At 67.7% G+C, this 25,422-nt stretch carries 19 protein-coding genes; 17 read left to right on the plus strand and 2 right to left on the minus strand.

All coding sequences use genetic code 11. From position 1 onward, the window contains the following. Nucleotides 1-382 precede the first annotated feature (382 nt). From rpoB to AC0B9F_RS21520, 10 genes are all read left to right on the plus strand, one after another. Complete coding sequence (gene rpoB, locus AC0B9F_RS21475; RefSeq protein WP_472004942.1) at nucleotides 383-3,868, plus strand: DNA-directed RNA polymerase subunit beta; 3,486 nt, start codon at nucleotides 383-385, stop codon at nucleotides 3,866-3,868. Nucleotides 3,869-3,965: 97 nt separating this feature from the next. Next, nucleotides 3,966-7,865: a DNA-directed RNA polymerase subunit beta' gene (locus tag AC0B9F_RS21480; RefSeq protein ID WP_472004944.1), complete on the plus strand. Its 3,900-nt coding sequence runs from the start codon at nucleotides 3,966-3,968 to the stop codon at nucleotides 7,863-7,865. A 120-nt stretch (nucleotides 7,866-7,985) separates the two neighbouring features. Further along, complete coding sequence (locus AC0B9F_RS21485; RefSeq protein WP_472004946.1) at nucleotides 7,986-8,513, plus strand: DUF1707 and DUF4190 domain-containing protein; 528 nt, start codon at nucleotides 7,986-7,988, stop codon at nucleotides 8,511-8,513. Nucleotides 8,514-8,852: 339 nt separating this feature from the next. After that, the gene (gene rpsL / locus AC0B9F_RS21490; RefSeq protein ID WP_003948652.1) at nucleotides 8,853-9,224 is read left to right on the plus strand and encodes a 30S ribosomal protein S12; all 372 of its coding nucleotides are present in this window, start codon (nucleotides 8,853-8,855) and stop codon (nucleotides 9,222-9,224) included. 2 nt (nucleotides 9,225-9,226) lie between these two features. Next, complete coding sequence (rpsG, locus tag AC0B9F_RS21495; protein ID WP_003974303.1) at nucleotides 9,227-9,697, plus strand: 30S ribosomal protein S7; 471 nt, start codon at nucleotides 9,227-9,229, stop codon at nucleotides 9,695-9,697. Nucleotides 9,698-9,736: 39 nt separating this feature from the next. After that, nucleotides 9,737-11,863: an elongation factor G gene (fusA, locus tag AC0B9F_RS21500; RefSeq protein ID WP_472004947.1), complete on the plus strand. Its 2,127-nt coding sequence runs from the start codon at nucleotides 9,737-9,739 to the stop codon at nucleotides 11,861-11,863. A gap of 158 nt (nucleotides 11,864-12,021) precedes the next feature. Further along, on the plus strand, nucleotides 12,022-13,215 hold the full coding sequence (gene tuf, locus AC0B9F_RS21505; protein WP_469811650.1) for an elongation factor Tu: 1,194 nt from the start codon (nucleotides 12,022-12,024) through the stop codon (nucleotides 13,213-13,215). A 291-nt stretch (nucleotides 13,216-13,506) separates the two neighbouring features. Beyond that, a complete protein-coding gene (locus AC0B9F_RS21510) occupies nucleotides 13,507-16,146 on the plus strand; it encodes a peptidoglycan recognition protein family protein (protein WP_472004949.1) in 2,640 nt (879 codons plus the stop codon). Between the two features lie 152 nt (nucleotides 16,147-16,298). Continuing rightward, a complete protein-coding gene (locus AC0B9F_RS21515; RefSeq protein ID WP_472004951.1) occupies nucleotides 16,299-16,946 on the plus strand; it encodes a hypothetical protein in 648 nt (215 codons plus the stop codon). Nucleotides 16,947-16,967: 21 nt separating this feature from the next. Beyond that, on the plus strand, nucleotides 16,968-17,465 hold the full coding sequence (locus AC0B9F_RS21520; RefSeq protein WP_472004953.1) for a hypothetical protein: 498 nt from the start codon (nucleotides 16,968-16,970) through the stop codon (nucleotides 17,463-17,465). Here AC0B9F_RS21520 and AC0B9F_RS21525 read toward each other — a convergent pair. Beyond that, on the minus strand, nucleotides 17,414-18,358 hold the full coding sequence (locus AC0B9F_RS21525; RefSeq protein ID WP_472004955.1) for a helix-turn-helix domain-containing protein: 945 nt from the start codon (nucleotides 18,356-18,358) through the stop codon (nucleotides 17,414-17,416). The genes AC0B9F_RS21520 and AC0B9F_RS21525 overlap by 52 nt on opposite strands. 257 nt (nucleotides 18,359-18,615) lie before the next feature. Further along, nucleotides 18,616-19,080, minus strand: a complete 465-nt coding sequence (locus AC0B9F_RS21530; protein ID WP_472005324.1) for an ATP-binding protein — start codon at nucleotides 19,078-19,080, stop codon at nucleotides 18,616-18,618. Nucleotides 19,081-19,231: 151 nt separating this feature from the next. Here AC0B9F_RS21530 and AC0B9F_RS21535 point away from each other — a divergent pair, with 151 nt between their 5' ends. The 7 genes from AC0B9F_RS21535 (at nucleotide 19,232) to AC0B9F_RS21565 (ending at nucleotide 25,079) form a co-directional block, all read left to right on the plus strand. Continuing rightward, nucleotides 19,232-20,107: a helix-turn-helix domain-containing protein gene (locus tag AC0B9F_RS21535; RefSeq protein ID WP_472004956.1), complete on the plus strand. Its 876-nt coding sequence runs from the start codon at nucleotides 19,232-19,234 to the stop codon at nucleotides 20,105-20,107. Continuing rightward, nucleotides 20,104-20,313, plus strand: coding sequence for a DUF397 domain-containing protein (locus AC0B9F_RS21540; protein WP_472004958.1), 210 nt, complete (start codon nucleotides 20,104-20,106; stop codon nucleotides 20,311-20,313). The genes AC0B9F_RS21535 and AC0B9F_RS21540 overlap by 4 nt, the downstream gene beginning before the upstream one ends. Before the next feature lie 12 nt (nucleotides 20,314-20,325). Further along, a complete protein-coding gene (locus tag AC0B9F_RS21545) occupies nucleotides 20,326-20,673 on the plus strand; it encodes a hypothetical protein (protein WP_472004960.1) in 348 nt (115 codons plus the stop codon). A gap of 492 nt (nucleotides 20,674-21,165) precedes the next feature. Further along, nucleotides 21,166-21,666 (plus strand): hypothetical protein, encoded by a 501-nt coding sequence (locus tag AC0B9F_RS21550; protein ID WP_472004962.1) that lies wholly within the window; start codon nucleotides 21,166-21,168, stop codon nucleotides 21,664-21,666. Between the two features lie 117 nt (nucleotides 21,667-21,783). Then, nucleotides 21,784-22,263, plus strand: a complete 480-nt coding sequence (locus tag AC0B9F_RS21555; RefSeq protein WP_472004964.1) for a HEAT repeat domain-containing protein — start codon at nucleotides 21,784-21,786, stop codon at nucleotides 22,261-22,263. Nucleotides 22,264-23,104: 841 nt separating this feature from the next. Then, nucleotides 23,105-23,647 (plus strand): barstar family protein, encoded by a 543-nt coding sequence (locus tag AC0B9F_RS21560; protein WP_472004966.1) that lies wholly within the window; start codon nucleotides 23,105-23,107, stop codon nucleotides 23,645-23,647. A 439-nt stretch (nucleotides 23,648-24,086) separates the two neighbouring features. Continuing rightward, a complete protein-coding gene (locus AC0B9F_RS21565) occupies nucleotides 24,087-25,079 on the plus strand; it encodes an SUKH-3 domain-containing protein (protein WP_472004968.1) in 993 nt (330 codons plus the stop codon). Nucleotides 25,080-25,422 lie beyond the last annotated feature (343 nt).

Here is a 25,422-nt window from a genome sequence, read left to right on the forward strand (position 1 = left end):
TCTCGGTCGCCCCGGTTCGTGCAAGGGGGGCCTTGACGAACCGCACGCAGCGCGCAATTCTCAGGACGCGTCGTCACAAGGATCCGTATCCGAGGCATGGATCGACGGCGAAGAGGGCAGTATCAACGTGCGTTGAAGGCAGGCAGGCCGTAGGCGTTGGGAACAGTGAGGTCTCCGAAAATGCGGGACTGGACATCAGTGTGCCAAGTGGCTACACTGACCCTTTGCGCTGCCTGTTAGCTGCCCCCTGCCCGTCACCAGGGGTCTGCCCTCACTCGAGCACTGACCGACAGATCGTCTCTGACCTGGGACATCTGTCTCCGTGCGCGGGAGAGGGGACGGTACGCGCGTAGTGAGTCCGAGCCCTCGGAAGGACCCCCTCTTGGCCGCCTCGCGCAACGCCTCGACCGCGAATACGAACAACGCTGCCAGCACCGCCCCGCTGCGCATCTCCTTTGCAAAGATCAAGGAGCCCCTCGAGGTTCCGAACCTTCTCGCGCTGCAAACCGAGAGCTTCGACTGGCTGCTCGGCAACGACGCGTGGAAGGCTCGCGTCGAGGAGGCCCTCGAGAACGGTCAGGATGTCCCCACCAAGTCCGGTCTGGAGGAGATCTTCGAGGAGATCTCCCCGATCGAGGACTTCAGCGGGTCGATGTCGCTGACCTTCCGCGACCACCGCTTCGAGCCGCCGAAGAATTCCATCGACGAGTGCAAGGACCGCGACTTCACCTACGCGGCCCCGCTCTTCGTCACCGCCGAGTTCACCAACAACGAGACCGGCGAGATCAAGTCCCAGACTGTCTTCATGGGCGACTTCCCGCTCATGACGAACAAGGGCACCTTCGTCATCAACGGCACCGAGCGTGTCGTGGTGTCCCAGCTGGTGCGTTCCCCCGGCGTCTACTTCGACTCCTCCATCGACAAGACGTCCGACAAGGACATCTTCTCCGCCAAGATCATCCCGTCCCGGGGTGCCTGGCTGGAGATGGAGATCGACAAGCGCGACATGGTCGGTGTCCGCATCGACCGCAAGCGCAAGCAGTCCGTGACCGTCCTCCTCAAGGCCCTCGGCTGGACCACCGAGCAGATCCTCGAGGAGTTCGGCGAGTACGAGTCCATGCGCGCCACCCTGGAGAAGGACCACACCCAGGGCCAGGACGACGCGCTGCTCGACATCTACCGCAAGCTGCGTCCGGGCGAGCCCCCCACGCGTGAGGCCGCGCAGACGCTACTCGAGAACCTCTACTTCAACCCCAAGCGCTACGACCTGGCCAAGGTCGGCCGCTACAAGGTCAACAAGAAGCTGGGCGCGGACGCCCCGCTGGACGCCGGGATCCTGACCGTCGAGGACATCATCGCGACGATCAAGTACCTGGTGAAGCTGCACGCCGGCGAGACCGAGACGGTCGGTGACAACGGCCAGCCGGTCGTCGTCGAGACCGACGACATCGACCACTTCGGCAACCGTCGTCTGCGCAGCGTCGGCGAGCTCATCCAGAACCAGGTCCGTACGGGTCTGGCCCGTATGGAGCGCGTCGTCCGTGAGCGGATGACCACCCAGGACGTCGAGGCGATCACGCCGCAGACCCTGATCAACATCCGGCCGGTCGTCGCCTCCATCAAGGAGTTCTTCGGCACCAGCCAGCTGTCGCAGTTCATGGACCAGAACAACCCGCTGTCGGGTCTCACCCACAAGCGCCGTCTGTCGGCTCTTGGCCCGGGTGGTCTCTCCCGTGAGCGGGCCGGCTTCGAGGTCCGTGACGTGCACCCGTCGCACTACGGCCGCATGTGCCCGATCGAGACCCCCGAAGGCCCGAACATCGGTCTGATCGGCTCGCTCGCCTCCTACGGCCGGGTCAACGCGTTCGGTTTCGTCGAGACCCCGTACCGCAAGGTCATCGACGGCCAGGTCACCGACGAGGTCGACTACCTGACCGCCGACGAGGAAGACCGCTTCGTCATCGCGCAGGCCAACGCCACGCTCAACGACGACCTGCGCTTCGCCGAGGCCCGCGTGCTGGTCCGCCGCAAGGGCGGCGAGGTCGACTACGTCGGCCCCGAGGACGTGGACTACATGGACGTCTCGCCGCGCCAGATGGTGTCGGTCGCGACCGCCATGATCCCCTTCCTCGAGCACGACGACGCCAACCGTGCCCTCATGGGCGCGAACATGATGCGTCAGGCCGTGCCGCTGATTAAGTCCGAGTCCCCGCTCGTCGGCACCGGCATGGAGTACCGCTCCGCCGTCGACGCCGGCGACGTGGTCAAGGCCGAGAAGGCGGGTGTGGTCCAGGAGGTCTCCGCGGACTACATCACCACCGCCAACGACGACGGCACGTACATCACGTACCGCCTGGCCAAGTTCGCCCGCTCCAACCAGGGCACCTCGGTCAACCAGAAGGTCATCGTCAACGAGGGCGACCGCGTCATCACGGGCCAGGTGCTCGCCGACGGCCCGGCCACCCAGAACGGCGAGATGGCGCTGGGCAAGAACCTGCTCGTGGCGTTCATGCCGTGGGAGGGTCACAACTACGAGGACGCGATCATCCTGTCGCAGCGCCTCGTGCAGGACGACGTCCTCTCCTCGATCCACATCGAGGAGCACGAGGTCGACGCCCGTGACACCAAGCTCGGCCCCGAGGAGATCACCCGGGACATCCCGAACGTCTCCGAGGAGGTCCTCGCCGACCTCGACGAGCGCGGCATCATCCGTATCGGTGCCGAGGTCGTCGCCGGTGACATCCTCGTCGGCAAGGTCACGCCCAAGGGTGAGACCGAGCTGACCCCCGAGGAGCGCCTGCTCCGCGCGATCTTCGGTGAGAAGGCGCGCGAGGTGCGCGACACCTCGCTGAAGGTGCCGCACGGTGAGATCGGCAAGGTCATCGGCGTCCGCGTCTTCGACCGCGAAGAGGGCGACGAGCTGCCGCCGGGCGTGAACCAGCTGGTCCGCGTCTACGTCGCGCAGAAGCGCAAGATCACCGACGGTGACAAGCTCGCCGGCCGTCACGGCAACAAGGGCGTCATCTCCAAGATCCTGCCGATCGAGGACATGCCGTTCCTGGAGGACGGCACCCCGGTCGACATCATCCTCAACCCGCTGGGTGTGCCGTCCCGAATGAACCCGGGACAGGTCCTGGAGATCCACCTCGGCTGGCTCGCCAGCCGCGGCTGGGACGTCTCCGGTCTCGCCGACGAGTGGGCGCAGCGCCTCCAGGTGATCGGCGCCGACTCCGTCGCCCCCGGCACCAACGTGGCCACCCCGGTCTTCGACGGTGCCCGCGAGGACGAGCTGGCAGGTCTGCTGCAGCACACCATCCCGAACCGCGACGGCGAGCGCATGGTGCTCCCGTCCGGCAAGGCGCGGCTGTACGACGGCCGTTCCGGCGAGCCGTTCCCGGAGCCGATCTCGGTCGGCTACATGTATATCCTGAAGCTCCACCACCTGGTCGACGACAAGCTGCACGCCCGCTCGACCGGTCCGTACTCGATGATCACCCAGCAGCCGCTGGGTGGTAAGGCCCAGTTCGGTGGCCAGCGCTTCGGTGAGATGGAGGTGTGGGCCCTCGAGGCCTACGGCGCCGCGTACGCCCTCCAGGAGCTGCTGACCATCAAGTCCGACGACGTCACCGGCCGCGTGAAGGTCTACGAGGCCATCGTCAAGGGCGAGAACATCCCTGAGCCCGGCATTCCCGAGTCCTTCAAGGTGCTCATCAAGGAAATGCAGTCCCTGTGCCTCAACGTGGAGGTGCTGTCCTCGGACGGCATGTCCATCGAGATGCGCGACACCGACGAGGACGTCTTCCGCGCTGCGGAGGAGCTCGGTATCGACCTGTCCCGGCGCGAGCCGAGCAGCGTCGAAGAGGTCTGACGGGAGTCCGGCGGGGCCCTCACCCACAGGGCCCCGCCGACCCCCAGGCCCCCGTTTCAGACCACAGACTTACAACCCTGAGAGGGATTGACGCATAGTGCTCGACGTCAACTTCTTCGATGAGCTCCGGATCGGTCTGGCCACCGCTGACGACATCCGTCAGTGGAGCCACGGCGAGGTCAAGAAGCCCGAGACCATCAACTACCGCACCCTCAAGCCCGAAAAGGACGGACTCTTCTGCGAGAAGATCTTCGGTCCGACCCGGGACTGGGAGTGCTACTGCGGCAAGTACAAGCGCGTCCGCTTCAAGGGCATCATCTGTGAGCGCTGCGGCGTCGAGGTGACCCGCGCCAAGGTGCGCCGTGAGCGGATGGGCCACATCGAGCTCGCCGCGCCCGTCACGCACATCTGGTACTTCAAGGGCGTCCCGTCGCGCCTGGGTTACCTGCTGGACCTCGCCCCGAAGGACCTGGAGAAGGTCATCTACTTCGCGGCGTACATGATCACGTACGTCGACGAGGAGCGCCGTCAGCGCGACCTGCCCTCGCTGGAGGCCCACGTCTCCGTCGAGCGTCAGCAGATCGAGCAGCGCCGTGACGCCGACCTCGAGGCCCGCGCCAAGAAGCTCGAGACCGACCTGGCCGAGCTGGAGGCCGAGGGCGCCAAGGCCGACGTGCGCCGCAAGGTGCGCGAGGGTGCCGAGCGCGAGATGAAGCAGCTGCGCGACCGTGCGCAGCGCGAGATCGACCGCCTGGACGAGGTGTGGAACCGGTTCAAGAACCTCAAGGTCCAGGACCTCGAGGGCGACGAGCTGCTCTACCGCGAGCTGCGTGACCGCTTCGGCACGTACTTCGACGGCTCGATGGGTGCCGCGGCGCTGCAGAAGCGCCTGGAGTCCTTCGACCTCGACGAGGAGGCCGAGCGCCTCCGCGAGATCATCCGCACCGGCAAGGGCCAGAAGAAGACCCGTGCGCTGAAGCGTCTGAAGGTCGTCTCCGCGTTCCTGCAGACGTCCAACAGCCCCAAGGGCATGGTTCTGGACTGCGTCCCGGTCATCCCGCCGGACCTGCGTCCGATGGTGCAGCTGGACGGTGGCCGCTTCGCGACCTCCGACCTGAACGACCTGTACCGCCGTGTCATCAACCGCAACAACCGTCTGAAGCGCCTGCTCGACCTGGGCGCTCCGGAGATCATCGTCAACAACGAGAAGCGCATGCTTCAGGAGGCTGTTGACGCCCTCTTCGACAACGGTCGTCGCGGCCGGCCGGTGACCGGTCCGGGTAACCGCCCGCTGAAGTCCCTCAGCGACATGCTGAAGGGCAAGCAGGGTCGTTTCCGTCAGAACCTGCTCGGCAAGCGTGTCGACTACTCGGCGCGTTCCGTGATCGTCGTCGGTCCGCAGCTGAAGCTGCACCAGTGCGGTCTGCCGAAGGCGATGGCGCTGGAGCTGTTCAAGCCGTTCGTGATGAAGCGCCTGGTCGACCTGAACCACGCGCAGAACATCAAGAGCGCCAAGCGCATGGTGGAGCGCGGCCGCACGGTCGTCTACGACGTCCTCGAAGAGGTCATCGCCGAGCACCCGGTGCTGCTGAACCGTGCTCCCACCCTGCACCGCCTCGGCATCCAGGCCTTCGAGCCGCAGCTGGTCGAGGGCAAGGCCATCCAGATCCACCCGCTCGTGTGCACCGCGTTCAACGCGGACTTCGACGGTGACCAGATGGCCGTGCACCTGCCGCTGTCCGCGGAGGCGCAGGCCGAGGCCCGCATCCTGATGCTGTCCTCGAACAACATCCTCAAGCCGGCCGACGGCCGTCCGGTGACGATGCCGACCCAGGACATGGTCCTCGGTCTGTTCTTCCTCACCACGGACGCCGAGGGCCGGGGCGTCAAGGGCGAGGGCCGCGCGTTCGCGTCCGTCGCCGAGGCGATCATGGCGTTCGACGCCGGTGAGCTGTCCCTGCAGACCCCGGTCGACATCCGCTTCCCGGTGGGCACCATGCCGCCGCGTGGCTGGGTGCCGCCGGTGCGCGAGGAGGGCGAGCCGGAGTGGCAGCAGGGTGACAGCTTCACGCTGAAGACCACGCTGGGCCGTGCGCTCTTCAACGAGCTGCTGCCCGAGGACTACCCGTTCGCCGACTACGAGGTCGGCAAGAAGCAGCTCTCCCAGATCGTCAACGACCTGGCCGAGCGCTACCCGAAGGTCATCGTGGCGGCGACGCTCGACAACCTGAAGGCGGCGGGCTTCTTCTGGGCCACCCGTTCCGGCGTCACCGTGGCCATCTCCGACGTCGTCGTCCCCGAGGCGAAGAAGGAGATCGTCGCCCGCTGGGAGGCCGCGGACGAGAAGGTCCAGCGTCAGTACGAGCGTGGTCTGATCACCAAGGACGAGCGCACCCAGGAACTGATCGGCATCTGGACCAACGCGACCAACGAGGTCGCCGAGGCGATGAACGAGAACTTCCCGAAGACCAACCCGATCTTCATGATGGTGAACTCGGGTGCTCGAGGCAACATGATGCAGATGCGTCAGATCGCCGGTATGCGTGGTCTGGTGTCGAACGCCAAGAACGAGACGATCCCGCGTCCCATCAAGGCGTCCTTCCGTGAGGGTCTGTCCGTGCTGGAGTACTTCATCTCCACGCACGGTGCCCGTAAGGGTCTGGCGGACACCGCTCTGCGTACCGCCGACTCGGGTTACCTCACCCGTCGTCTGGTCGACGTCTCCCAGGACGTCATCATCCGCGAGGAGGACTGCGGCACCGACCGCGGTCTGAAGCTGCGGATCGCCGAGCGCGACGCCGAGGGCACGCTGCTCAAGGCGGAGGACGTCGAGACCAGCGTGTACGCGCGCTGCCTCGCCGAGGACATCGTGGTCGACGGCCAGGTCCTGGCCCCGGCCGGCACCGACCTCGGTGACGTCCTGATCGACGAGCTGGTCTCCCGCGGGATCGAGGAGGTCAAGACCCGTTCGGTCCTGACCTGTGAGTCCGCGGTCGGCACCTGCGCCATGTGCTACGGCCGTTCGCTGGCCACCGGCAAGCTGGTCGACATCGGTGAGGCGGTCGGCATCATCGCCGCCCAGTCCATCGGTGAGCCCGGTACCCAGCTGACGATGCGTACCTTCCACACCGGTGGTGTGGCCGGTGACGACATCACCCAGGGTCTGCCGCGTGTCGTCGAGCTCTTCGAGGCCCGTACCCCGAAGGGTGTCGCCCCGATCTCCGAGGCCTCCGGCCGCGTGCGGATCGAGGAGACCGAGAAGACGAAGAAGATCGTCATCACGCCGGACGACGGCAGCGACGAGACGGCGTACCCGATCTCGAAGCGCGCCCGTCTCCTGGTCGGCGAGGGCGAGCACGTCGAGGTGGGCCAGAAGCTCACCGTGGGTGCCACCAACCCGCACGACGTGCTGCGCATCCTGGGTCAGCGTGCCGTCCAGGTCCACCTGGTCGGCGAGGTCCAGAAGGTGTACAACTCGCAGGGTGTGTCGATCCACGACAAGCACATCGAGATCATCATCCGGCAGATGCTGCGCCGCGTGACGATCATCGAGTCCGGCGACGCCGAGCTGCTGCCCGGTGAGCTGGTCGAGCGCTCGAAGTTCGAGACCGAGAACCGTCGTGTGGTCCAGGAGGGCGGTCACCCGGCCTCCGGTCGTCCGCAGCTGATGGGTATCACCAAGGCCTCGCTGGCGACGGAGTCCTGGCTGTCGGCCGCCTCCTTCCAGGAGACGACCCGAGTCCTGACGGATGCGGCGATCAACGCCAAGTCCGACAGCCTCATCGGCCTCAAGGAGAACGTCATCATCGGTAAGCTCATCCCGGCCGGTACGGGTCTGTCCCGCTACCGCAACATCCGGGTCGAGCCGACCGAGGAGGCCAAGGCCGCGATGTACTCGGCCGTCGGCTACGACGACATCGACTACTCGCCGTTCGGCACCGGCTCCGGCCAGGCCGTTCCGCTGGAGGACTACGACTACGGTCCGTACAACCAGTAAGGCGCAGGTCCACTGAAGGGCGGTCACCCGTACGGGTGGCCGCCCTTCGGCGTTGTGCCGGTGCCGCGCGCGCCGGTTCGGCGCATGATGGAGGGACGCCGGCGCTTCGGGGAGGTGCTCGTGTCCCAGTGGCCGAATCCTTCGTGGCAGTCCGGGCAGGCCGGGCCGCAGGGGTGGCGGGTGGTGCTCGCCTCGCATGCCGACCGGGAGCGGGCCGTGGACGTGCTCAGAGCCGGGTATGGCGAGGGGCGGATGGAGCGCGAGGAGTTCGAGGAGCGGGCCGGGCGGGCGTATGCGGCCCGTACGGTGGGGGAGCTGGCCCAGCTGGTCGCCGACCTGCCGCAGGGCCCCGTACCGCCCTCGGTGCCCGCTGTCTTCGCGCCGGGGGCGTTCGTGGCCGTGCCCCGGCCACGGACGAACGGGAAGGCCGTGGGGGCCGCGGTGTGCGGGCTGCTGTGCGTGTTCACCGCCGGCGTCACCGGTATCCCGGCGATCGTCCTCGGGCACACCGCGCGCTCGGAGATCCGGCGGACCGGCGAGCTGGGGGAGGGGCTGGCCCTGACCGGTCTCGTACTGGGGTGGTTGGCTACGGCCGGCTGGGCACTCGTACTGCTCCTGCTGACGGCCGTGTCGCTCGCGGCCGGCTGACCCGGCGCAGGGGTGTGAGGAAAGTGTTCGAAGCGGACAGCGGCCGCCGATTCGTAGATCACTTGGGCTCGGCGGGCTTGACATGTGGCGTGTGTCGCTGCGGGCGGGGCCCATTTGTTTTGACCGTAGCGTTTGAGGTAGGTACGCTCAGACCTTGTGCCTGGGGTGTGCCTTGGCTCTCCTGCGTGCCTTCGTCCGCATAGGAGTCATGACCGGCCACCGCGATCTGCGTCTCTTTCTGCCGTTCGGCAGGAGCCCGCCGATTCGACACACCCGACCGCGTGGGTCGGCGACGTTCCAGGTTAGCTTCACCATCGGCACACAGAAACCGGAGAAGTAGTGCCTACGATCCAGCAGCTGGTCCGTAAGGGCCGGCAGGACAAGGTCGAGAAGAACAAGACGCCCGCACTCGAGGGTTCCCCTCAGCGTCGTGGCGTCTGCACGCGTGTGTTCACGACCACCCCGAAGAAGCCGAACTCGGCCCTCCGTAAGGTCGCGCGTGTGCGTCTGACCAGCGGCATCGAGGTCACGGCCTACATTCCGGGTGAGGGACACAACCTGCAGGAGCACTCCATCGTGCTCGTGCGCGGCGGCCGTGTGAAGGACCTGCCGGGTGTTCGCTACAAGATCATCCGCGGTTCGCTCGACACCCAGGGTGTCAAGAACCGCAAGCAGGCTCGCAGCCGTTACGGCGCCAAGAAGGAGAAGTAAGAATGCCTCGTAAGGGCCCCGCCCCGAAGCGCCCGGTCATCATCGACCCGGTCTACGGTTCTCCTCTGGTGACCTCGCTGATCAACAAGGTGCTGCTGAACGGCAAGCGCTCCACCGCCGAGCGCATCGTCTACGGCGCCATGGAGGGTCTGCGTGAGAAGACGGGCAACGACCCGGTCATCACGCTGAAGCGCGCGCTGGAGAACATCAAGCCGACCCTCGAGGTCAAGTCCCGCCGTGTCGGTGGTGCGACGTACCAGGTTCCGATCGAGGTCAAGCCCGGTCGCGCCAACACGCTCGCGCTGCGCTGGCTGGTCGGTTACTCCCGCGCCCGTCGCGAGAAGACCATGACCGAGCGTCTGCTCAACGAGCTTCTCGACGCCTCCAACGGCCTCGGTGCCGCTGTGAAGAAGCGCGAGGACACCCACAAGATGGCCGAGTCCAACAAGGCCTTCGCGCACTACCGCTGGTAGTCGCTACCCACATCGAGACCGAGAGAAGACTGAAGCCTTATGGCTACCACTTCACTTGACCTGGCCAAGGTGCGCAACATCGGCATCATGGCCCACATCGACGCGGGCAAGACGACCACCACCGAGCGGATCCTGTTCTACACCGGTGTGTCTTACAAGATCGGTGAGGTCCACGACGGCGCTGCCACCATGGACTGGATGGAGCAGGAGCAGGAGCGTGGCATCACGATCACCTCTGCTGCCACCACCTGCCACTGGCCGCTGGAAGACGTCGACCACACCATCAACATCATCGACACCCCCGGTCACGTCGACTTCACCGTCGAGGTGGAGCGCTCGCTGCGCGTGCTCGACGGTGCCGTGACGGTGTTCGACGGCGTCGCCGGCGTTGAGCCGCAGTCCGAGACGGTGTGGCGTCAGGCGGACCGCTACGGCGTTCCGCGTATCTGCTTCGTCAACAAGCTCGACCGCACGGGCGCCGAGTTCCACCGCTGTGTGGACATGATCTCGGACCGCCTGGGCGCGCAGCCGATCGTCATGCAGCTCCCGATCGGTGCCGAGGCCGACTTCCAGGGCGTCGTGGACCTCGTCCGCATGAAGGCGCTCGTGTGGTCCGCCGAGGCCACCAAGGGCGAGATGTACGACGTCGTCGACATCCCGGACACGCACACCGAGGCTGCCGAGGAGTACCGCGGCAAGCTGCTCGAGGCCGTGGCCGAGAACGACGAAGAGATCATGGAGCTGTACCTGGAGGGCCAGGAGCCCACCGAGGAGCAGCTGTACGCCGCGGTCCGTCGTATCACCATCGCGTCCGGCAAGGGCACCGGCACCACCGTGACCCCGGTGTTCTGCGGTACCGCGTTCAAGAACAAGGGCGTCCAGCCCCTGCTCGACGCGGTCGTGCGCTACCTGCCGTCCCCGGTCGACATCGAGGCCATCGAGGGCCACGACGTCAAGGACGCCGAGGTCGTCGTCAAGCGCAAGCCGTCCGACGAGGAGCCCCTCTCGGCGCTGGCGTTCAAGATCATGAGCGACCCGCACCTGGGCAAGCTCACCTTCGTCCGGGTCTACTCGGGCCGCCTGGAGTCCGGCACCTCGGTGCTGAACTCCGTCAAGGGCAAGAAGGAGCGCATCGGCAAGATCTACCGCATGCACGCGAACAAGCGTGAGGAGATCGAGTCGGTGGGCGCCGGTGACATCGTCGCCGTCATGGGCCTGAAGCAGACCACCACCGGTGAGACGCTGTGCGACGAGAAGAAGCCGGTGATCCTGGAGTCCATGGACTTCCCGGCGCCGGTCATCGAGGTCGCGATCGAGCCCAAGTCCAAGGGTGACCAGGAGAAACTGGGTGTCGCCATCCAGCGTCTCGCGGAGGAGGACCCCTCCTTCCAGGTGCACACCAACGAGGAGACCGGCCAGACCGTCATCGGCGGTATGGGCGAGCTTCACCTCGAGGTGCTCGTCGACCGCATGAAGCGCGAGTTCAAGGTCGAGGCCAACGTCGGCAAGCCGCAGGTGGCCTACCGTGAGACGATCCGCAAGGCCGTCGAGCGCGTCGACTACACGCACAAGAAGCAGACCGGTGGTACGGGTCAGTTCGCCAAGGTGCAGATCGGCATCGAGCCCCTCGAGGGCGGCGACGTCTCGTACGAGTTCGTGAACAAGGTGACCGGTGGCCGTATCCCGAAGGAGTACATCCCTTCGGTGGACGCCGGTGCGCAGGAGGCCATGCAGTTCGGCATCCTCGCCGGCTACGAGATGACCGGTGTCCGTGTCATCCTCCACGACGGCGCCTACCACGAGGTCGACTCCTCCGAGCTCGCCTTCAAGATCGCCGGTTCGCAGGCCTTCAAGGAGGCCGCGCGCAAGGCCAGCCCCGTGCTGCTCGAGCCGATGATGGCCGTCGAGGTCACCACGCCCGAGGACTACATGGGTGAGGTCATCGGCGACATCAACTCCCGCCGTGGTCAGATCCAGGCCATGGAGGAGCGGGCCGGTGCCCGTGTCGTGAAGGGCCTCGTGCCTCTGTCGGAGATGTTCGGCTACGTCGGCGACCTCCGCAGCAAGACGTCGGGTCGCGCAAGCTACTCGATGCAGTTCGACTCCTACGCCGAGGTTCCGCGGAACGTCGCCGAGGAGATCATCGCGAAGGCCAAGGGCGAGTAACGCACCGCGTTCACACGCCGTAGGCTTGACTCCGGAGCCTCCAGGGGCAAACACCCGCAATCGCGAGGGTTTGCCCCCGGGTTCCGGGCCTTTTCAGCAAAGATCACCTGGCGCCGATGAAGTAAGGCGTACCAGAACCACTCCACAGGAGGACCCCAGTGGCGAAGGCGAAGTTCGAGCGGACTAAGCCGCACGTCAACATCGGCACCATCGGTCACATCGACCACGGTAAGACGACCCTCACGGCCGCCATTACCAAGGTGCTGCACGACGCGTTCCCGGACCTGAACGAGGCCTCGGCGTTCGACCAGATCGACAAGGCTCCTGAGGAGCGCCAGCGCGGTATCACCATCTCCATCGCGCACGTCGAGTACCAGACGGAGACCCGTCACTACGCCCACGTCGACTGCCCCGGTCACGCGGACTACATCAAGAACATGATCACGGGTGCTGCCCAGATGGACGGCGCCATCCTCGTGGTCGCCGCCACCGACGGCCCGATGCCGCAGACCAAGGAGCACGTGCTCCTGGCCCGCCAGGTCGGCGTTCCGTACATCGTCGTCGCCCTGAACAAGGCCGACATGGTGGACGACGAGGAGATCCTGGAGCTCGTCGAGCTCGAGGTCCGTGAGCTCCTCTCCGAGTACGAGTTCCCGGGCGACGACCTGCCGGTCGTCCGTGTCTCCGCGCTCAAGGCCCTCGAGGGCGACAAGGAGTGGGGTGAGTCCGTCCTCAACCTGATGAAGGCTGTGGACGAGAACATCCCCGAGCCCGAGCGTGACGTCGACAAGCCGTTCCTCATGCCCATCGAGGACGTCTTCACGATCACCGGTCGCGGTACGGTCGTCACCGGCCGTATCGAGCGCGGTGTCCTGAAGGTCAACGAGACCGTCGACATCATCGGCATCAAGACCGAGAAGACCACCACCACGGTCACCGGTATCGAGATGTTCCGCAAGCTGCTCGACGAGGGCCAGGCCGGTGAGAACGTCGGTCTGCTCCTCCGTGGCATCAAGCGCGAGGACGTCGAGCGCGGCCAGGTCATCATCAAGCCGGGTTCGGTCACGCCGCACACCGAGTTCGAGGCGCAGGCGTACATCCTGTCGAAGGACGAGGGTGGCCGTCACACCCCGTTCTTCAACAACTACCGCCCGCAGTTCTACTTCCGTACGACGGACGTGACCGGCGTCGTGACCCTCCCCGAGGGCACCGAGATGGTCATGCCGGGTGACAACACCGAGATGAAGGTGGAGCTCATCCAGCCCGTCGCCATGGAGGAGGGCCTGAAGTTCGCCATCCGTGAGGGTGGCCGGACCGTCGGCGCCGGCCAGGTCACCAAGATCAACAAGTAAGCTCGCTTGCTTGAGGGTTCTGTGACCCGGTAGCTCCGACTGCGAGCTCCCTGAGGGGCCCGTACGACTTCGGTCGTACGGGCCCCTCGCTTTTGTCCCCTCGCTTTTGTCCCGGTGACCTCACCGGTCACAAGCGTTTCCCCAGCCCCGGTGGAAAGCGCTCCCACGCGCCCCTGTAGCCTGCCGCCACCTATTCGTGTCATGTCCATCTAGGGGCTCCAGGGGGGCCGTTCAGGGGTGGGAAACAACTTGAGATCGGGACGTCGAGCACGGCGTACGGCCGCCGCACGAGTGCGGCGCACAGCCGCCGGGACCGCACTGGGCATCGCCGCGATCCTGGGCATCCAGTCCATCGCGAACGGCGCGGTCTTCGCGAGCGGGGACGACCAGGCGCGTCAGCCGAGCGTCTACAGCGCGCGCGGGAAGGAGCACGGCCCCGTCCGGACCGCCGTGCACAAGCTCGCCCTGACCGACCAGGGCCACGGCGAGGCCGTGCTGTCGAAGCGGGACACCGACCGCTTCGCCCTCATGGGCGTCTCCTGGACGGACCCGGAGGCGAAGATCCAGGGCACCATCCAGGCGCGCGCCCGCAACGCCGAGACCGGCGAGTGGACCGCGTGGCAGGACCTGACGCCGTACCCGGCGCTGCTCGACGGCAAGCGGGCCGGCGCGCGCGGCTCCACCGAGCCGGTCTGGGTGGACGCCTCCGACGGCGCCGAGGTCCGCGTCACCGACGGCGCCCGCAACGGCAAGCTGCCGGCCGGTCTGCGCCTGGACCTGGTCGACCCGGGCACCGCCACGGCGGGCAAGTCCTCCGGCGGCGGTGAGCTGAACGCGGAGCCCGCGGCCTTCGCGCAGGACACGCCGCCTCCCACCACGCCTCCGACGACGCCCGGCCCGGCCTCCACGGCCCCGCAGCCGACGATCGTCTCGCGTGCCGGGTGGGGCGCCGACGAGAGCATCAGCCCCGAGGCGCCGGAGTACCTGCCGAACGGCAACACGATCAAGGCCGCGTTCGTGCACCACACCGCGGACGCCACGCCGTACGACTGCTCCGAGTCCGCCGCGATCATCCGGGGCATCTACACGTACCACGTGAAATCGAACGGCTGGAAGGACATCGGCTACAACTTCCTGGTCGACAAGTGCGGCACCCTCTTCGAGGGCCGCAAGGGCGGCATCGACCAGCCGGTGTACGGGGCCCACACCTTCGGCTGGAACTCCCAGTCGACGAGCGTGGCCTTCCTCGGCGACTACAGCCAGCAGAGCGCCTCGGACGCGTCCCTGGTCGCCGCGTCGCGGATCATCGCGTACAAGCTCGGTCAGTACGGCGTCGACCCGTCCGGCACGACCCTGCTGAACTCCGGTGCCACGCAGAAGAACTACTTCGGCACCTCGTACACCCAGGGCCAGGACTACACCTTCAACACCGTCTCCGGGCACCGTGACGGCTACGCCACCGAGTGCCCCGGCAACCTGCTCTACGGGCAGCTCGGCACGATCCGCAGCTATGCGAGCGGCACCGTGCAGGACCTGGCGATCAGCTCGGTCGGCGGCGAGGCCACGAGGGCCGGCAGCGGCTACCAGACGTCCGGTCCGGCCACCGTCAACTGGTCCACGAGCACGCAGAACGCCCTGATCTCCAAGTTCGAGGTGCTGGTCGACGGCCAGGTCGCCACCTGGAGCTGGGGTCACATCCGCAGCGCGTCGATCACGCTGACCGGCTACGGCGACCACACGGTGGCCGTCCGCGCCACGCACACCTCCGGCAAGGTGACGACGTCGGCGCCGGTCACCGTGACCGTGCCCGGCCCCAAGACCTTCAAGCCGGTCACCCCGACCCGTCTGATGGACACCCGGTACGGCACGGGCGTCGCGAAGGCCAAGGTCGGCCCCGGCGGCGAGGTCGTCCTGAACGTCACCGGCAACAGCGTGGTGCCGTCGACGGGCGTCGGCGCGGTCGTCCTGAACGTGACAGCCGCCAACCCCACGTCGACGAGCTTCGTGTCCGTCTACCCGAACGGCACCGACCGCACCTCCGCGTCGAACCTCAACTTCACCGCCGGGAAGACCATCCCGAACCTGGTGACCGTGCCGGTGATCGACGGCAAGGTGCGGTTCTACAACCACGCGGGCTCCGTCGACCTGATCGCCGACGTCACCGGCTACTACGCCACGGACACCAGCGGCTCCACCCACGTCAGCCACGGCCCGCTGCGGCTGATGGACACGCGGTACGGCATCGGCGTCGCGAAGGCCCCGGTGGGTCCGCAGGGCGTGGTCTCGCTCCCGGTGGCCGGAGTCCAGGGCGTGCCCGCCTCCGGCGTGACGGCGGTCGTCCTGAACGTCACAGCGACGAACCCGACGTCGTCGAGCTTCGTCTCGGTCTACCCGGACGGCACGACCCGCACCTCGGCGTCCAACCTGAACTTCACCGCCGGCCAGACGATCCCCAACCTGGTGATCGTCCCGGTCGTCAACGGCAAGGTGGACTTCTACAACCAGTGGGGCTCGGTCGACCTGATCGCCGACATCACCGGCTACTTCACCTCCGGCACGGACGGCGCCCAGCACATCAACCTGGGCCCGAAGCGGCTGATGGACACGCGGTACGGCATCGGCGTCGCGAAGGCCCCGGTGGGTCCGCAGGGCGTGGTCTCGCTTCCGGTGGCCGGAGTCCAGGGCGTGCCCGCGTCCGGTGTGACGGCGGTGGTCCTGAACGTGACGGCGACGAACCCGACGTCGTCGAGCTTCGTCTCGGTCTACCCGGACGGCACGACCCGCACCTCGGCGTCGAACCTCAACTTCACGTCGGGCCTGACGATCCCCAACCTGGTGATCGTCCCGGTCGTGAACGGCAAGGTGGACTTCTACAACCAGTGGGGCTCGGTGGACCTGATCGCGGACATCACGGGGTACTTCGTGAAGTGACGCGGCTGTAGGGCTATAGAGCTCAGGGCTGTAGGGCTGTAGGGCTGTAGGGCTGTTGGGGCCCGTCTCCACCTGTGGGTGGGGGCGGGCCCTTTCTTGCTGATGGCACCATGAGGGGCCGAACGATCGAGCGAGCGGGGGAGTCCCACGTCATGGCGCGTTACATGGAGGCGCTGACCGTCGAGCGGGGCGGGTTCAGGATCAAGGTGCCGGAGTCGTGGTGGGAGTTCGACGTGCGGCCGGAGTCGCGGGACGACTCGATCCACCGGATGGTGACGGAACGCGTCGCCCAGCGGCCGGAGTTGGCGCCGTACAAGGACACCTACGTCGGCTTTCTGCAGAAGGCGGCCGCCGACGCCTGGAAGTCGGGGGCGCTGTACTGCGGCTGCATGGCGGAGAGTTTCGGCGGTGACACGCCGATCACCGGCTCGTTGACGGTGTCCCTCGTCGGCGGCCGGACGCGGGAGGGCGTGCCCCTGACGACCGACCCCTCGGCCATCGCCGCCGGGCTGGCGGTCAAGGAGGCCAAGAAGGAGGGCGACTCCTGGCGGAAGGTCACCACCGTCGACATCCCCGGTGTGGGCCCGGCGGCACGGACGTACGGCATCGAGGACATCGCCGTACCGGACGACGCCCTGGGCCGCACGGTCCGCGCCGTCCTGATGCAGACGTTCATCCCGGTCCCGGGCCAGGAGGGCAAGGTCGCGCTGGTGGCGGGCAGCAGCCAGGTCCTGGACCTCGCCGACTCCTTCTTCGACATCTTCGACGCGATCACGTCGACGTTCCGGTTCGTCGGGTAGGGGCCTGGGGAGGGGAGTGCCATGACGTCCGCCTGGGACTGGGACACCGGTGAGGGCCTGCTCGGTGTCGACGACCCGGTCGACGTCGACGCCGCGTTCGAGCGGGGCGCGGAGCCTCTCGGTACGGCGGTGATCGGGCTGGCCCTCAACTGCTCGCTGGAGGAGGCGTCACCGCGGATCCTCCGGGCGATGCGGCTGCCGGACGCCGCCCAGCGCGGCTTCGCCTTCACCGCGGCCGGTGCGGCGGCCCGGCTCAACGGTGCGCTGACACCGGAGCTGTACGACGCCCTGCGGGCGGAGGGCCTCACGGGCGGCACGGCCGAGGACGCCATCAGGGACACGCTCACGTTCGTGCCGTTCCGGGACCTGCCGTGGTGGTTCCGGTGGTGCCGGATGCGGCTGGGAGTGCGGGACAGGGTGGAGGGCTGGTGGCTGCGGGCGGCGGACGCCCTCGGGTCTGCCGCCCGTCATGCCGCCGCATCGTTGCGGAGGCGTTGCTCCCGGCAGTCGCGGCAGTAGGCCCCTGGTTTCGGGGTGCGGATGCCGCGTTCACAGCCCTCGCAGTTGAGCATCGGCAGGCGCGGGGTGGGGCGGTCGGCCTTTGGCGCCGGTGGCGTTTCCGGCACGGGAGGTGGCAGCAGGTCGGCCAGGCGGTGGGCGAGCAGGGCGGCCGGGTTGCGCAGGGGTTCCCGTGGCAGGTTCGCCGTCAGCGCGTGGCGTACGGCTTCGGGGCCAGCGCCGCGTTCGAGCCAGGCGGCGACGGCCGGGGCGAGGTGGCGGATGGCGCGCTCGGAGAGCAGCAGGCGGGGATCGTGGCGGTGGAGGGTGGCCAGGACGGCCGTGGCGGAGCGGTGACGGTCCGGGTCGGGGGCTTGCGGCGCGGGGAGGGGAGGCGGAGGCGGCGGGGGCTTCGGTGCCGCCTCGGGGGCGGGCGCGGGTTCGGGTTCGGGCGCGGGGGCGGGCGCGGGTTCGGGATCCGGCGCGGGTTCGGGATCGGTTGTGGGCTCGGGGGCCGGTCGCGGGGTACGCGCGGGTGGTGTCTCCCGGCGATGGGCTTGGCCGGCGTAGGGCTGGTTGTACGACACCGTGTGCGTGACGATCCGGCCGTTCGGGAGCTTCTGGCGGACGCGGGCCAGGTAGCCGTGGACCTCCAGCTCACGCAGGGCGGCGGCGATACGTGTCTCGCCCTCCGGGAAGCGGGCGGCGAGCGCCTTGATGGCGACGGGGGCGCCGGCGGGCAGCGACTGGATGTGGGCGGCGAGGCCGATCGCGGTGAGGCTCAGCCCCCGGTGCTGGGCGAGATGGTTGCCGATGACCGTGAAGCGGGCGGTGTGCCGGGAGTTGATGTGGGTGATGCCGCGCGGATTCAGCGGCTCGGCGCACGACGGCGCGCTAAAGTGCGGGGTATCCATCGGGAAGCTCCTGACTTCCTCGGTGGTCAGGCCCTCGATCGGGATGCCAGTCCCGGCCGGGGGCCGTCGCATGTCTGCGGTTGTGGTCGCGGCGAGCATATGCCATCGAACTGGCGGCAGATCCAGCCCAGTTGGGGAAGATCACTCGTGCGGGTGACGGGCGTCCGCAGGGCAGTCGGCGGGGTGGGGTCGGGTTGGGTCGGTACTTTCCCCGGGGTTCTTCAAAGAATTGACCACGCGCCGGGCCGGGTTGCCGCTCACCGGGACGTGCCCGGTCGCGATGCGGTGCTCCCGGCCCCGATCTCCGCCCAGACGGTCTTGCGCGGGAAGCGTTCCTCCCGCACCCCCCACCGGTCCGCGAGCGCCTCCACGAGAAGCAGCCCCCGCCCGGACTCGGCGCCCTCCTCCGGGCACCGCACCTCCGGCAGACGTTCACCCCGCGTGTCCGTCACCTCGATGCGCAGCGTGCCGCCGACCACGTACAGCGTCAGACGGAAGCTGCGCCCGGGGACGCGGCCGTGGGTGGCGGCGTTGGCCGCCAGCTCGGCCACCAGCTGGTTCGCGGGCTCGGTCGGCAGCCCCCAGCGGCGCAGCTGCGTCTCGGCGAGCAGCCGGGCGAGGCGGGCGCCGCGCGCGGTGGATGACAGCAGCACGCTGAAGTGCGGGACGGTGGGGGCGAGTTCGGGGCCGGACTCGGCGATTTCCTGATTCACGTCACTCAGCGTGGCGGTTTCTGCCTACCGTGATGAGTGACGGGGCGCTTGCGTACGGTCACTGTCCGGCACTTGTCCGGTGCTGTCTTGGCTGTCGGCGCGGTTCCCACGGGTAGGGCGCCGACGTACGGCGCGGGAACGGGACGACGGAGGGGTGCGGATGGCCGTGGACGGCGAGGCGGTACGGCTCAAGAGCGAGGCGGACGAGCCCGGTTGGGAAGTGGACCCGGACGACGAGTGGGGCGTGGCCGTCATCGCCACGGTCGGACGGCAGCTGAAGCTGCGCCGGGAGGCGGCCGGGCTGCGGGCCGCCGAGTTCGGCCGGCTCATCGGCTACGGCGAGGACATGGTGTACAAGATCGAGGCCGGGAAGCGCATCCCCCGCCAGGACTACCTGGTCGCGGCCGACCAGGTGCTGAACGCCGGCGGGCTCATCGCGGCGACGTGGGAGGACGTGAAGAAGGTCCGCTACCCGAAGCGGGTCCGGGAACTGGCGAAGCTGGAGGCCCAGGCGGTGGAGATCGGGGTCTACGAGTGCAACATCATCGCCGGGTTGCTGCAGACGCCGGACCACGCGCGAGCCGTGATCGGTGCGGCCCAGCCGCCGTACTCACCGGATGACGTGGAGCGCATGGTGGCGGCGCGGCTGGCGCGGCAGTCGGTGTTCGAGCGGGATCCGGCACCGGCTCTGAGCTTCGTCCTGGAGGAGGGATCCCTGCGCCGTCCCATCGGGGGCACAATGGCCTGGCGTCACCAGCTCGAACGTCTGCTGGAGGTGGGCCGGTTGCACAACGTCGTGCTTCAGGTGATGCCGATGAACTGTGACACCCACTCGGGGCTGGACGGTCGTATCGAGCTGCTGAAGTTCGCGGACGGTACGGCGGTGGGCCGCTCCGACGGCGCGTTCAACGGCCGGCCGACGCAGGATCCCAAACACCTGCGCATCCTTGAGCTGCGGTATGGCACGATCCGGGCTCAGGCGCTCTCGCCCAGGGAGTCGCTGGCCTTCGTCGAGACACTGCTGGGAGAAACATGATCCGCAAGACCACGGCCGGGGACGCATCCGAGCTGGCGTGGTTCAAGAGCAGCTACAGCGGCGGCAACGACGGCAACTCCTGCGTCGAGATCGCCCACGCTCCCGGCACCGTCCACGTGCGCGACTCCAAGCACGCCGCGGGCCCCCGGCTCGCGCTCACGGCGCCGGCCTGGGCGGACTTCCTGACGTACGCGTCGGGACGCTGACCGGGAACCCCCGTGGATGACGTCACGTACGCACGCGAGCAGGAGTACGCGAGGGTGTACGACGAACTGCTCCGCCTCGCCGCACGGCTCGACACGCTGCGGCGGCTGGAGGACGGCTCCGTCGAGCCCCAGGCCGGAGCGGCCATGTACGGCGTCCGGTTCGCCGCGACCATCCTGTGGCCCGCCGTTCCGCACGCGTCGCCGCCGGGATACCGCCACGACAGCGAGCACCTGGTCACCCTGATCGCGAACTGGCGTGAGGCAGCACTGGGCATCGGCGAATTCGCCCCACCACGCCCCACCCTGCGCCTCGTGAGCAGCACCGAACCGCCGGAGGAAACCGGAAACCCGACTTCGTGACGTACGCCTCGAGGAGCTGAGCCCCGCAGACGGACGCCGCATGGGGCACTGGTCATCCTGGTCAGGGCGCGGTGGGCCGACGTGTCCGAGAGGGTAACCGCCTGCTGGCAGCAGGCCGCACCCGCTACCAGTACGACGGCCAAGGGCGCGTTGTGCGACGGCATTGCGGGCCCGCGCCACTCTATGGGGAGTGACGGAGCCCCCGGGGGGATCCGGGGGCCGGCTCCCAATCCCCATCTCTACTTCCTCGACCCGTTGCTCTCGGCCGACTTCCTCGGGCTGTATGAGATAGGAAAGCCTGACCCGGCTAGCCAAGACATGATGACTGCGAAGCCCGGAATCAGGATGCGGAGCACGTCTTCGGGGAATACCCGTTTCGCGTCGTGGGATGACGCGTCTGGGACCATGCTGAACCGTGAGGGTGAAAAGGGAACATTCATGCAGCCGGACGATGGCTACGAGTATTTCCTAAAACAATTAGAGGAGTGAACGGTGAACTACGACGTATTTTGGGAGGCACCTGAGACCAGGAACGCATGGAGTGGACTGGCCCCGCCCGTTCTCGAAGCGATGGCTGAGCGTGATGTGGAGCGACTGGAGGTGGAACGGGCACGAGTGGCTCCGCAACTGCGGGAGAAGATTACCGCCCCGACGTACTCGGTGGCCGATCGCTTCGCCTCGTGGGAGCGCCTGGTGAGGCGGTTGGAACGGGAATTTTCCCGGGGCGACGACTTCTACCCCATCAGCGCGTATGAGAACGACCTGGACTCTCGCGACAACCTCCAGGAAGTCATGCAGACGCTGCCGGTCGAGGTGCGCGAGGGTGTGCTGGGTGACCTCTTGACCCGCCTGGACGGCCGCTTCCGCGCCGCAAGTGCGCCTGATCCGGAGCGTTCGCTTCGCCCCTGGGTCCGCCCGACCAGGGAGCGCCCGGAAGATGCCCTTGCGGAGTGGTGGAAGCGCAAGCCGATCCACGTCCCCTGGGGTGATTAGCTGCGGTCGCCGCTTCCCCGTCGACGACCAAGCCAACCTTGCGAGGCGCCCTTTCGGCGATCACCGACGCCTTGGGCCATTGACAGGCCATCGTGACCGCAGAATGTGTATCGCCAAATGGAGGAAGTGCTGGCTGAGGTGCCTGAGGCGCGCACCCAGATCCTCGGCTGGCTGCGCGGTCTTGCGGACGTGGGGGACTGGCGCCGCTTCGAAAGGCTGGCGGGAGTCGCCGTCCATCTCCACCCCGACGGGCTGGGCCCGGTACTGGCGTCGGTGCTGGCCGCGCGAGTACCAGGCGTCAACGCCGAGGACTTGGTGGACATACTCGGCGAGGCGAGGGCTCCGGAAGGAGTGGAGCCGATCATCTCGGTCGTCCGGGACAGGAAGGACACGGACGGCCCGTTCTACGCGTTCTGCATCAAAGGCATCCAAGCTCTCGGTGAAATCGGCGGCCCCGAGGCCGAGCGGTTTCTGCTGGCTATTGCCACCGATGAGGCGGACACGTGGCCGGATCCGCTGCGCTGGCATGCGGCGGAGGAACTGGGCATCGAGGAAGATCTTGGCTTCGACGAGGACGACATGCTCGGCGGCGTGTGAGCAGATCTCATTCGCCGGCCAGCTCATCTCTGAGCAGCCCTCAATCCCGAGGAATGGAACTGAAGGGCTTGGGGACGGGTTGATCGAGACCACACACGAGGCCGCCATGAGTCCGAGCGCTACCTGGCGACAGGGGTCGAGGGGAGGAGAGGTCCATGACCTACCTCGGCAGGTGCTGGAAGGGGCGTCCCACGTCGACGGGACCTGCGGTCCTGGCACGTCCGGCTGCGGGACGGCATGGATGCGTCCCCGTTCGTCGTCGGATGGGAGGGGCCTGTCGCCGGGCGGGACAAACTCAGCGCGTCCCTGCGCATCGACGGGCCCGAGCGTCTGGGTGAGCTGACCGTCCGGGAGACCGGGGAGGGTTGTCCACATCGACGCCGAGCCGGTCGAGCGGATGCCCCGGCGGGCGGCCGACGCCCGACGTCGGGTTGACGAGTCATGGAAGGCGCAGGCGCGAAATGGCGGAGTGCTGGCCGACGACGGCTCGTTTCTGGTGGCGGCAGAGATGGACCGTGGCTGGCTCCGCGCAAGGCTGACCGATGGAGCAGACATCTCGGCCCTCGAAGACCCAGAGGGAGACGAGTTCAGGAGCCCGACGTCACCGGGGTCTCACTCCTTCTCTGGTCCGGTGGTATCGCCGGCGTGCCCGAGCCGCCGGAGCTACTCGGCGAGCCGCGCTGGTGTGTCGTCGTGGTCGCGCTACGGGGGGCCGCCCGGCTCGTCGGCGGTCAGCCCGTCGACGCCCGCAGCTCCCAAGGGCGGACCCGGCCCGGCGTACTACACGCCGGATCACTATGGAACGTTCTATTACGTCGGTGAATTTACAGGGTGATTTCGAATGAGCGGTTTTGACATCACGGGGACGTTGGAGCCGTGGGTTATTTTTGTTCCCCATGGGCAGGCGGAGGTCGCTCGGCAACTGGGGCAACTTGAGGACCGAGGGGGGCGAATCTACCGGATCGACGCCCGGGAGTTGATGACGCCGCAGGGTATCTATCGATCATTCGCAGAGCATCTGCAATTCCCGGGCTACTTCGGGCGCAACTGGGACGCCATGGTGGACTGCCTGGATGACTTGTGTGGCGCCGTTACAGGGCAGATCGGAATTGCGGGGGTCATTGGTGAAGCGGATCGTCTATTGGAGTTGCATCACTTCCCGCTTTTTGTGTCGGTTCTCTGCCAAGGGGCGGACCGGGCGAACTCTTCGGTGGACCTCGATGGGTTCCCATTGGACAGGCCGGCCATCTCTGAGCATTTTATTTTCGAGTTCCGTGAATTTGACCGCGACAAGATCATGCGCCGAGTCGAGCAACGTGATTTGGTCGTCACCTCTGATGATTCTTTCGTGGCAGCCGCCCTCAATCCAGAGGAATGGCATTGAAAGGCTTGACGGGCGGTTGATCGAGACCACACGCGACGCCGTATGAGTTCGTGGCGTGAGGTGCGGGACGCGGTTCCGCCGTCTCGTGCAGCCGGCCGAGGAGCTGGTCTTCTGCGACGCGAGCCACAGCTTCGACGCGCCGCCCCTGGCAGGGCCCCGTCGCCGGGTGGGGAAAGCTCAGCGCGTCCCTGCGCATCGACGGGCCCGGGCGTCTGGGTGAGCTGACCGTCCGGGAGACCGGGGAGGGTTGTCCACATCGACGCCGAGCCGGTGGAGCGGATTCCCCGGCGGGCGGCCGACGACGGCTCGTGTCGATCCCCGTGGCGGGGTGATGGCGGCCGTGGACGTACGCGCTGAGGGCAATCCGGTCCACGGCACACCGAAGCCGCCTTGTCTCTCCTGCCAACATGTCCAACTGGGCGTTCGGGCGGTGGTGTGAGTGAACGACGACCGTACACATGGCTGGTCTCAGCAGACCGAAGACGTGTTGCGACGGGCGGGCTGGCGGCCTGGGCGTTCGGTGCCCACCGACACCTGGGAGTCGATCCTGAGTGAGCGGGGGCCGTTCGTGGCCCACGATGCGGCGCGCCGGTTCCTTTCGGAATTCGGCGCCTTGGTGACGTACGGCTGGCCGGCCGATTCGATCACGACGTCGTCAGGCGTGCGATTCGACCCTCTCAGGGTCTCGTGGGAGAGCGAGCGCCTGGCGAGCGCCGGCCGGGAAGCGGGGGTGCCCCTGTACCCCGTGGGCGCCGCGGACGAGGGGGCCGGCGTCCTCTGCATCAGCGAGGACGGCGCGCTCCACCTCGTGCGGGACCACGCGGAGTCCTTGGGGACGACCGTCGGCCAGGCTCTCGACCGCCTGCTGGAGACACAGCGAACGCGGTCCGCCCTCTGGGCGCCTGATGTGCCGGACGAGGACCCGTTCTGGCGGCGGCTCGACGCGGTGGAGCCCGGCCCGGACAGCGGGGTGCGGTGGCCCGAGGAGACAGACCGTGTGCTGCGGGCGGGCGGTTGGTTCCCGGGCCGTTCGGTGGCTACACAGACTTGGGAGAGCATCCTTCTGCAGACCGGTGAATTCGAGTTGCACGACGCGGCACGGAGCTTCCTCGCCGAGTTCGGCGCCGTGGGCGTGCCCTACCGCGATCCGTGGGACTCGATGCCGTGGATGGAGTTCTCTCTGGACCCGCTGCTGGCCTTCTGGGACGCGGAGATCATCGATGACCTCGCCGAGCAGGCGGGCGTCGATCTCTACCCCATCGGGATGCGCGACCGGGGGAACCAGTACCTGGCCATGGCGGAGGACGGCGCGGTATACGCCGGCATGGACAGCGTCGGGGTGCTGGCTCCCACGCCCGATGAGGCACTACGGAGGCTCACCACCCGGATCCGGCCAACGGCGGAGACGCGGGGAGCCACCGACAAGGACTGAAGCGTCGAATGCCCGTCGCGTGTGTGGCGTGTCGCACATCTGGCCCGGATTCGGGACACCCGGTCCGACGACCCGGAGGGGACCGGGCCGCCCACAGGGTCTGTGACCTGGTCCTGGACGGGCTTCTCCAGGGGGCCCGGCGCTCCGGGTTTGACCTTCGTCACCCCAGGGGTAATCTCTTCGGCTCGATTGGCGTCCGGCCTGCCCCATATGGCAGACTGTCGGAGTTGCTCGGTCGAGTGTTGATGCTGCGCGCCTCCCGCCGGGAGGACCGGAAGCGAGTCCCACAGTACTCGTCGCCCTAACTGCCCTCGGGCAGCGCTGGGGCGGACGTACGGGAATC

The sequence above is a fragment of the Streptomyces sp. NPDC097129 genome, from assembly GCF_055668065.1.